The sequence below is a fragment of the Micromonospora deserti genome (assembly GCF_003236335.1).
In the GTDB taxonomy this organism is placed as follows: Bacteria; Actinomycetota; Actinomycetes; order Mycobacteriales; family Micromonosporaceae; genus Micromonospora; species Micromonospora deserti.
Genome location: NZ_POUB01000275.1, coordinates 1 through 7,934, shown reverse-complemented (window position 1 = coordinate 7,934; position 7,934 = coordinate 1). Strand labels below are relative to the sequence as shown.

Genomic DNA, 7,934 nt, shown 5'->3' with positions numbered 1-7,934 from the left:
GACCACCCCCGCCCCCGGCGGCTGCACCGTCAGCTACCTGCCCAACTCGTGGAACAACGGCTTCACCGCCTGGTACGCGGGCTTGGGCTGGTAGTTGTCGTCCCAGATCAGCGCGGCGCCCTGACCGGGGAAGACGCCCGGGATCCAGGAGTACCTGTCGGTGATCCCCCAGGTGGTGACGCCGGCGCACCGGCTCACCGCGAGGCAGGCGGTCACCACCCGCTTGTAGTCGGCGGCCTGGGCGGCCAGGTTGGCGGCGCTCGGCGGGGTGGGCATCCGGATGTCCAGCTCGGTGATCCGCACGTCTACGCCGAGGTCGGCGAAGCGTTGCAGGTTGGCCTGGAGATCGCCGGGGACCTGGCCGACGATCAGGTGGGCCTGCAAGCCGACGCAGTCGATCGGCACGCCGCGTGCCTTGAAGTCGCGGACCAGGTTCCAGATCGCGGTGCTCTTCGCGTTCACCCCGTCGGTGCTGTAGTCGTTGATGCAGAGCTTGGCGGCCGGGTCGGCGGCGCGGGCGGCGCGGAACGCCTCCTCGATCCACCTGTCGCCGATGCGCTGCTGGAAGACGCTGTCCCGGCGGCCGCCGGAGCCGCCGTCGGCGAACGCCTCGTTGACCACGTCCCAGGCGACGACCTTGCCCCGGTAGTGGCCGGCCACCCCGGTGATGTGGCTGCGCATCGCCTGCAGCAGATCCGGGCCGGGCAGGTTGCTCACCCAGTTGGGCAGCTGCGAGTGCCAGACCAGGGTGTGGCCGTAGAGCTTCTTGCCGCCGCCGGCGGCGTAGCTGGCCACGGCGTCGCCCTGACCGAAGGTGAACTGGCCCGGGGAAGGCTCGGTGGCGTCCCACTTCATCGCGTTCTCGGCGACCACGAGGTTGAACTCGGTGTCGGCGATCTGCCGGTAGGCGGTCTCGGAGAGCCGGCCGGGGTCGAGGGCGAAGCCGATGTCCCGGCCTTTGGCGTCGGCGAGGCTCTTCAGGCTGGTGGCGGCCGCGGCGTGGTCGGGGCGGCCGACGCCGAGGCCGACGGCGAGGGCCGTGCCGGCGAGCAGGACGGCGGCCAACAGCGCCGATCGGAGGCGACCGGCTCGGTGGTGGGGGTTGCGCATGCGTTCCCTGTCCTTCGTCGGGCCGCCCGGCGAGGGCGGCGGAAAGGTGACGTCGGTCGATGGGAGCGCTTCCGCAATGCTGGCACCGCCCTGGATGCCCGTCAACCCGTCCCTCCCCGCCGGCTGGTGGCGGGCGTGGGGGGACGGTGGTGACAGGATGGTTCCCGGGTCGGACGACGGAGGTGGCGATGACCGAGCCGGTCGAGGTACGGCCGCTGGAGCCGGTGACCGAGGAGTGGCAGCGCGCCCTGGCGATCGTGGCGCACCCCGACGACCTGGAGTTCGGCGCGGCCGCCGCGGTCGCCCGTTGGACCGGGCAGGGCAAGCAGATCGCTTACTGCCTGGTCACCAGCGGCGAGGCGGGCATCGACGGGATGCCGCCGCAGCGCGCCCGCGAGATCCGCGAACAGGAACAGCGAACGTCGGCGCGCCTGGTCGGGGTGGACAGCGTCGAGTTCCTCGGCCTGCCCGACGGCGTCCTGGAGTACGGCGTGCCGCTGCGCCGCGAACTGGCCCGGGTGGTACGCCGCCACCGCCCCGAGATCGTCATCACCACCAACTTCCGCGACACCTGGGACGGGGCGTACGCGTTGAACCAGGCCGACCACATCGCCACCGGACGGGCGGTGCTGGACGCGGTCCGCGACGCTGGTAACCGGTGGGTCTTTCCCGAGCAGCTGACCGACGGCGCCGGCCCGTGGAACGGGGTCCGGCAGGTCTGGGCCGCCGCCTCGCCGCTGGCCGCGCACGGGGTGGACGTCACCGCGACCTTCCAACGGGGCGTGGCGTCGCTGAAGGCGCACGAGGCGTACCTGAGCGGCCTGGGCGACGGCAGCTTCGACGCCGAGGAGTTCCTGGAGGGGTTGAGCCGGGCGGCCGGCGTGCGGCTCGGCGTCCGCCACGGCGCCACCTTCGAGGTCTTCCGCTTCGACCTCTGGTAGGCCGGCGGATGATCCTGGTCGGCACGTCCGGCTGGCAGTACCGCGACTGGCGGGGCCGCCTCTATCCGCGGGGGCTGCCGCAGCGGCGCTGGCTGGAGCACTTCGCCGCCCGGTTCGCCACGGTCGAGGTGAACAACGCCTTCTACCGGCTGCCCGAACGGGACACCTTCGCGGCGTGGCGGGCCCGGACCCCGGGCGACTTCTGCGTCGCGGTGAAGATGAGCCGCTACCTGACCCACGTGAAGCGGCTGCGCGACCCGGCCGAGCCGGTGGCCCGGTTTCTCGGCCGGGCCACCGCGCTCGGCGACCGGCTCGGCCCGGTGCTGCTGCAACTGCCGCCGAACCTGCCCGCCGACCCGGCGGCGCTCGACGCCGCGCTGGGCCTCTTCCCCGCCGACGTGCGCGTCGCGGTCGAGCCACGGCACCCGTCATGGTGGACCGGCGCCGTCCGGGCGGTGCTGGAGCACCGGCGCGCCGCGCTGGTCTGGGCCGACCGGCTCGGACGGCCGGTAGCCCCGCTCTGGCGCACCGCCGACTTCGGCTACCTGCGGCTGCACGAGGGGCGGGCCCGGCCACATCCCCGGTACGGGCGGGCGGCGATGGCCTCCTGGGTCCGCCGGCTCGCGGGCGCGTTCGGCGACGACGAGCCAGTGTACGTCTATTTCAACAACGACCCGGGTGGGGCGGCCGTGGTCGACGCGGCCACCTTCGCCGGGCTGGCCGGACGCGCCGGCCGGCGGGTGAGTCGGGTGCCGGTGAACGCCAGCGTCCCGGAGGGCCACCCGGGGCCGGCCGGGGCCTGAACGTGCGGTGGGGACACGAACGGCCCGCCCCACCGGGTGGAGCGAGCCGCCGGGGCACCGGTCAGGGCAGCATCCGGGCCATGTCCTTGGGCATGGTGTCCTTCACGTCCTCCCACTGTCCCTGGGTCGTCACGTGCTGGCGCAGGGCGTCCAGCACCACCTGCACCACGCGCTCCGTACCACCCTGCACGTCGTATGGGAAGCGCTGCCGGACCTCCAGCAGGAAGTCGTCCCGATTCAGCTTGATCGGCACGTCCGCCGGCTTCCAGCCGTCGAAGTAGATCCCCCGCACCACCAACGGCAACTGGGCGGCGAACTCCACGCTCTCCTGCACCGGCATCCGGTCACGCAGCAGGTGCAGCACCGTGCGCAGCGCGCAGTAGGACTGGTTGCGCTGCTCCTTCGGCCAGCCGTAGGCCCGTTCGATGTCCTTGAGAATCAGGTTGGTCTTCTCCATCGAGGAGTCGACCGCCGATTTCAGCTGCTCAGCCATCTGTCCACCCCCGTACCTCGTTCTCCCACCGTCGGTCGTCGTCACGTCGTGGCGGCCCCACCGGGCCCCGCCACTGCCCGGTCGGTCTGACCCGACCGGTCCGCGGCACGCACCGGGAATCACCGGGCGACCCGACGACGCGCAGGACGGCGCCGTGTCGTCGATCCGGTACCACCCGAACCGCCATCTCCCAGCCCCCTCCGTCGTGTCGGTTCCCGCGGCCGTCTCGCCGAGGCGACCGCACGGCACTCCCCATGCTGCGGGTCGACGGGGTGAGGTCGCGTCACCCGGTGCGGGTGAACCGGGGACGCTCAACCCGCGGCGTCGAGCAGATTCGCCAGGGTCGCGGCGTTGGTCTGCGCGTAGTCTCGGTAGCAGTTGTTCATCAGGACGTGGGTTTGCTCGGTGGAGTCGGCCAGCTCGCGCAGCTTCGGCGCCCAGTCCCTCAACTCCCGCTCCGAGTAGCGGTAGCCGAACTTCTCGTGGATGTCGGTGCTGGTCCACCTGTCGCTGTGGCCGTGGAAGCGGACCACCGCGAGGTCCGCGGTGGCGGCCAGCACCGGCGACACCGACGACCGGTGCCCCTGCGGCATGTCCACACAGACGTACGCCAGCCGGTGCTGGCGCAGGAAGGCGAGGGTCTCGTCGGCGTTGGCCCCGTCGAACCAGGAGGCGTGCCGGAACTCGAAGACCGGGCGCAGCGGCGCGCAGCGCTTCGCCACCTCCAGCAGGTACTGCTTGTTGTCCCGCTTGATGGTGAACCAGGGCGGGAACTGGAACAGCAGCGCGCCGAGTCTGCTCGCCTCGACCAGCGGGTCCAGCGCGGTGAGGAAGCGGCTCCAGACCTCCTCGTACGCCTGCGGCGGCAGGTCGTCCGGGTACACGTTCCGCTTGTCCGTCTCCGGCCGCAGGTCCTTGTACAGGGCGCTGACCCTGGTGGGATGGCCGGTGAGGAGACTGAACGCCTTGACGTTGAAGGTGAAGCCGGCCGGGGTGCGCTCGGCCCACAGCTTCGCCGTCCGCTCGGCGGGCGGCGAGTAGTACGTGGCGTCGACCTCCACCAGCGGGAACTGCCGGGCGTAGTAGGCAAGCCGCTTCTCCGGCGTGTCGGCGGTCTGCGGATACCAGCCGGAGTCCAGCAGGGTCCGGTCGGTCCAAGACGCGGTGCCCACCTTGATGTCACCCATGGGTGGAGTCCACCGCGTCCCGGACCGACCGGCAACCGCTGCGGGTCAGGCCGCCCGGCGCTCCCGGGTCTGCTTGCACTTCACGCAGGTGGTGGCGGAGGGGAAGATCTCCAGGCGCTCGACCGGGATGGCCGCGGAGCAGCCCTCGCAGAAGCCGTACGTGCCCTCCGCCAACCGGGTCAGGGCGTGTTCGTACTGGGCGCGGCGGTCGAGGATGGTCCGCAGCAGGGACTGGGCGGTGTCCCGCTCCGCCGTCTTGGTGCCGCTGTCGGCCTGGTCGTCGCCGGCGGTGTCACCCACCTCCACCAGGCGCAGCACCTGACTCTGCAGCACCGCCTGCTCGTACTCCGCGGAGAGTTCGTCGTAGCGGGCCTGCAGGGAGCGCCGGATCTGATCGATCTCCGCCTCGGATCGGCCGGTACCGACCTTGTCGTGGACGAGCATCGCTGCCTGCCTTTCCTGGGCCTCATGGTCCACCGGGGCGCCATGCCGGCCACCCCGGTCGCGTCGTGGGTGCGCGGGCGATCACCCGTGCTCTGTGAGCCGGGCGAATACCCGGGGCCGCCGCCGATCAAACCGCCGATTTTCCGCCCCCGGTCAGCCGGGCGCGGCGGCCTCCACGAGGGCGGGACGGCGAGGATCGTCGATTCGCACCACTACGTCGGCGAAGGACGCCGGGGAGACCTCGTCGGCGTACCGGGCGAAGGCCGGCAGCGTCCAACGCCGCTCCGGATCGGTCCGCCGGGCCAGCGCCGCCGGGGTGAGTTCCAGGTGGACGGTCACGTCGAAGGGCAGCCCACCGCCGAGCAGCAGAGCCCCGCTGACCAGCAGGACGCCGCCGGGCGGAAGCTGGACGTAGTCGGCGCGGCTGGCCCGGTCGGCACGGACGTCCCAGAGCGAGGGCAGCACCCGCCCCGGGCCGCCCGGGCCGGCCGGGTCGAGCACCTCCCGGCGCAGCCCCACCTCGTCGACCCACCCCTCGTAGTAGGCGTCCGGGTTGGTGCGCCCGTGTTCCAGCCGGACCGAGGCGGGGCGCAGGAAGTCGTCGGCGCGTACGTGCAGCACCGGCCGGCCCAGGGCGCGCAGCGGCTCGACCAGCGCGGCGGCCAGCTCGTCCGGGCCGGCCGCCGGGGCGCCGTCCACCGCCACCCGGAGCCGGCCGGCCGGGTCTGTGCCGGCGAGCCGGTCGGCCAGTTCGGTGACGAGCCGGGCCGGGGAGATGGGTCGGATACGCACCCGCCCATCGTGCCCCGGGCACGTACGGGCGAGCCCAGGTGGGCCGGACCCGCCCGGACTCACCCGTTGCGGTCGATGGTGACCCGGGCGTCGTCGGCCAGCCGGTAGCCGACGCCGTAGACCGTGGTAACCAGCGGGACGTCCACGCCGACCTTCCCGCGCAGCCGGCGTACGTGCACGTCCACCGTGCGCACCCCGGCGTGCTCGTAGCCCCAGACCGCGTTGAGCAGTTGCAGCCGGGTGAACACCCGCCGGGGGTGGGCGACCAGGTGCAGCAGCAGGTCGAACTCCAGCCTGGTCAACGGCAGCGGCTCGCCGTCGCGCAGCACCGACCGGGAGGACGCGAGGATGTGCAGGGTCGGGATGGTGGGGGCGAGGGGCCGCCCCGGCTGGCGGCCGGCCGGCACCGGGTCGGCGCGGCGCTCCACCACGGCCGGGCCGCTGGAGATGGTGCCCTCGCCCCGCTCGAGCATCTCCCGGGCGGCCTCCAGCAGCCGGCGCGCCGGCGGGGTCAACGCCTCCTCGGAGGCGAGCGGGATGGACAGGGTCACGGTGAGCACGGGTGCGGCGGTGTTCGCGGGGCGGCGCTGACCGCCCGGGGGTCGACCGGGAACCGCAGGTTGGGACGTATGCCATCCGGCGCGCGACGAGGCGGGGCTGACCGACATGGTCCTCCTTGGCTGGTCCGGGTTTTCCCCACGGCCCGGGACGCCGCTTCATCGATGCTTCCCGGCGCCCGTGCAAGGGTCAAGAGGCGGCTGCGTTGCATGAATGTGACAATTGACGAACACATCGGAGCCGAATGCTCGCTCTGCGTACGAAGCTTGATGATTACAGCAGAGCCGCCGAGTTGACCGAATACGGGGGGTACCCACCCGGTTCACATTCGCCGGAAACGCACCGCGAGCACGCGGAATGAACCCGATTCACGCCCACGGGGCCGACCCGGGCACGCTCCCAGATGGACGCCGGGTGTACCGGCCGTGCGACAGAACACAGCACGAATGGCGAAGCGGCACCCGGGAGCGGATCCGCCGCGTCGACGGCCGGCGGTGGGTCCTCCCGCCGCGCCCGCCGCGACACCCACCGGGCGGGGTCGAACTGGGCTGCGCCGCCCACGTCTTCGACCTGCCGGAAATGCTCGCACTGCCGGTGTAGCCGCCGGCCGCTGACCCGACGCCCGGCGCGCCGGGGCCGCGGCCGGTATACAGAGGCGGTGGAGGATCCCGTACCCGAGCAGATGCGCACGGCCGCGGCGACGCTGCTCGCCGCGCTCGACGAGCCAGCCCGGGCCCGCGCGACGTACCGGTTCGACGACGACGCCGCGCGGCGCTGGCTGGAGTACCGTCCCCGACCCCGGCCCGGGGTCTGCCTCGCCGACCTCGACCGCGCCGGCCGCAAGGCCGTACACCGGCTGCTGGCCACCGCGCTGAGCCCCGCCGCGTACGCCCAGGCGGCGACGATCATGGCGTTGGAGGAGGTGCTGGACCGGGCGGAGGAGTGGCGGCGGGGCCGGCACCGCGACGACTACTGGGTGGCGCTCTTCGGCGATCCCGGCCGGGACGACGCCTGGGCCTGGCGGGTGGAGGGGCACCACCTCTCGGTGAGCATGACCGTGGTGGCCGACCAGGTCTCCCCCGCCCCGGTGTTCCTCGGCGCCAACCCGGCCACCGTCCGGCACGCCGGACACCCGGTGATCCGGCCACTCGGCGCCGAGGAGGACCTCGCCCGGGCCCTGCTGGACGCGATCGGCCCGGCCGGCCGCGCCGCCGCGATCATCGCGGACGAGGCGCCCGGGGACATCATCAGCGCCACCCGGCCCCGGGTCGACGCGCCGCTGGAGCCGCTCGGCGTGCCGGCCGACCGGCTCGGCCCCAGCGGCCGGGCCCTGCTGGACCAGTTGGTCGCCCTCTACCTGGACCGGCTCCCGCCGGAGCTGGCGGTACGCGAGGCGGGGCGGCTCGACGGCGGCCGGGTGCACTTCGCCTGGGCCGGCCCCACCCGCCCCGGCCAACGCCACTACTACCGCGTGCAGGGCGAGGACCTGCTGATCGAGTACGACAACACCACCGACGACGGCAACCACGCGCACACCGTGCTCCGCCGTCCGGCCAGCGACTTCGGCCAGGACGCCCTAGCCGCTCACCACGCCCAGTCCCACCCC

At 73.2% G+C, this 7,934-nt stretch carries 9 protein-coding genes; 3 read left to right on the top strand and 6 right to left on the bottom strand.

What is annotated here, in order from left to right:
* Nucleotides 1–33: 33 nt before the first annotated feature.
* Nucleotides 34–1,110, bottom strand: coding sequence for a glycoside hydrolase family 10 protein (locus tag C1I99_RS26640; RefSeq protein ID WP_233512730.1), 1,077 nt, complete (start codon nucleotides 1,108–1,110; stop codon nucleotides 34–36).
* Between the two features lie 188 nt (nucleotides 1,111–1,298).
* On the opposite strand from C1I99_RS26640, the gene C1I99_RS26635 reads away from it, so the two are divergent.
* Together C1I99_RS26635 and C1I99_RS26630 are read left to right on the top strand one after the other, a co-directional pair.
* Entirely contained in the window at nucleotides 1,299–2,051 is a 753-nt protein-coding gene (locus C1I99_RS26635) for a PIG-L deacetylase family protein (RefSeq protein ID WP_111136957.1), read from the top strand.
* Between the two features lie 8 nt (nucleotides 2,052–2,059).
* Entirely contained in the window at nucleotides 2,060–2,854 is a 795-nt protein-coding gene (locus C1I99_RS26630) for a DUF72 domain-containing protein (RefSeq protein ID WP_111136955.1), read from the top strand.
* Nucleotides 2,855–2,915: 61 nt separating this feature from the next.
* Here the strand turns inward: C1I99_RS26630 and C1I99_RS26625 are convergent, their stop codons facing one another.
* From C1I99_RS26625 to C1I99_RS26600, 5 genes are all read right to left on the bottom strand, one after another.
* The gene (locus C1I99_RS26625) at nucleotides 2,916–3,347 is read right to left on the bottom strand and encodes a DUF2267 domain-containing protein (protein ID WP_111136953.1); all 432 of its coding nucleotides are present in this window, start codon (nucleotides 3,345–3,347) and stop codon (nucleotides 2,916–2,918) included.
* Between the two features lie 311 nt (nucleotides 3,348–3,658).
* Entirely contained in the window at nucleotides 3,659–4,534 is an 876-nt protein-coding gene (locus C1I99_RS26615; protein ID WP_111136950.1) for a DUF72 domain-containing protein, read from the bottom strand.
* Between the two features lie 45 nt (nucleotides 4,535–4,579).
* Nucleotides 4,580–4,978, bottom strand: a complete 399-nt coding sequence (locus C1I99_RS26610; RefSeq protein WP_111136949.1) for a TraR/DksA family transcriptional regulator — start codon at nucleotides 4,976–4,978, stop codon at nucleotides 4,580–4,582.
* A 153-nt stretch (nucleotides 4,979–5,131) separates the two neighbouring features.
* A complete protein-coding gene (locus C1I99_RS26605; protein ID WP_111136947.1) occupies nucleotides 5,132–5,770 on the bottom strand; it encodes a nucleoside/nucleotide kinase family protein in 639 nt (212 codons plus the stop codon).
* Nucleotides 5,771–5,829: 59 nt separating this feature from the next.
* Nucleotides 5,830–6,438, bottom strand: coding sequence for a winged helix-turn-helix domain-containing protein (locus C1I99_RS26600; protein ID WP_111136945.1), 609 nt, complete (start codon nucleotides 6,436–6,438; stop codon nucleotides 5,830–5,832).
* Between the two features lie 572 nt (nucleotides 6,439–7,010).
* On the opposite strand from C1I99_RS26600, the gene C1I99_RS26590 reads away from it, so the two are divergent.
* Nucleotides 7,011–7,934, top strand: a 924-nt coding sequence (locus C1I99_RS26590; protein ID WP_438941450.1) for a DUF3500 domain-containing protein, incomplete at its 3' end; no start/stop codon positions are given.

What these genes read in the sequence shown, in the direction of transcription:
- C1I99_RS26640 (WP_233512730.1), bottom strand. Translation starts at nt 1,110, where the DNA reads ATGCGCAACCCCCACCACCGAGCCGGTCGCCTCCGATCGGCGCTGTTG.
- C1I99_RS26635 (WP_111136957.1), top strand. Translation starts at nt 1,299, where the DNA reads ATGACCGAGCCGGTCGAGGTACGGCCGCTGGAGCCGGTGACCGAGGAG.
- C1I99_RS26630 (WP_111136955.1), top strand. Translation starts at nt 2,060, where the DNA reads ATGATCCTGGTCGGCACGTCCGGCTGGCAGTACCGCGACTGGCGGGGC.
- C1I99_RS26625 (WP_111136953.1), bottom strand. Translation starts at nt 3,347, where the DNA reads ATGGCTGAGCAGCTGAAATCGGCGGTCGACTCCTCGATGGAGAAGACC.
- C1I99_RS26615 (WP_111136950.1), bottom strand. Translation starts at nt 4,534, where the DNA reads ATGGGTGACATCAAGGTGGGCACCGCGTCTTGGACCGACCGGACCCTG.
- C1I99_RS26610 (WP_111136949.1), bottom strand. Translation starts at nt 4,978, where the DNA reads ATGCTCGTCCACGACAAGGTCGGTACCGGCCGATCCGAGGCGGAGATC.
- C1I99_RS26600 (WP_111136945.1), bottom strand. Translation starts at nt 6,438, where the DNA reads ATGTCGGTCAGCCCCGCCTCGTCGCGCGCCGGATGGCATACGTCCCAA.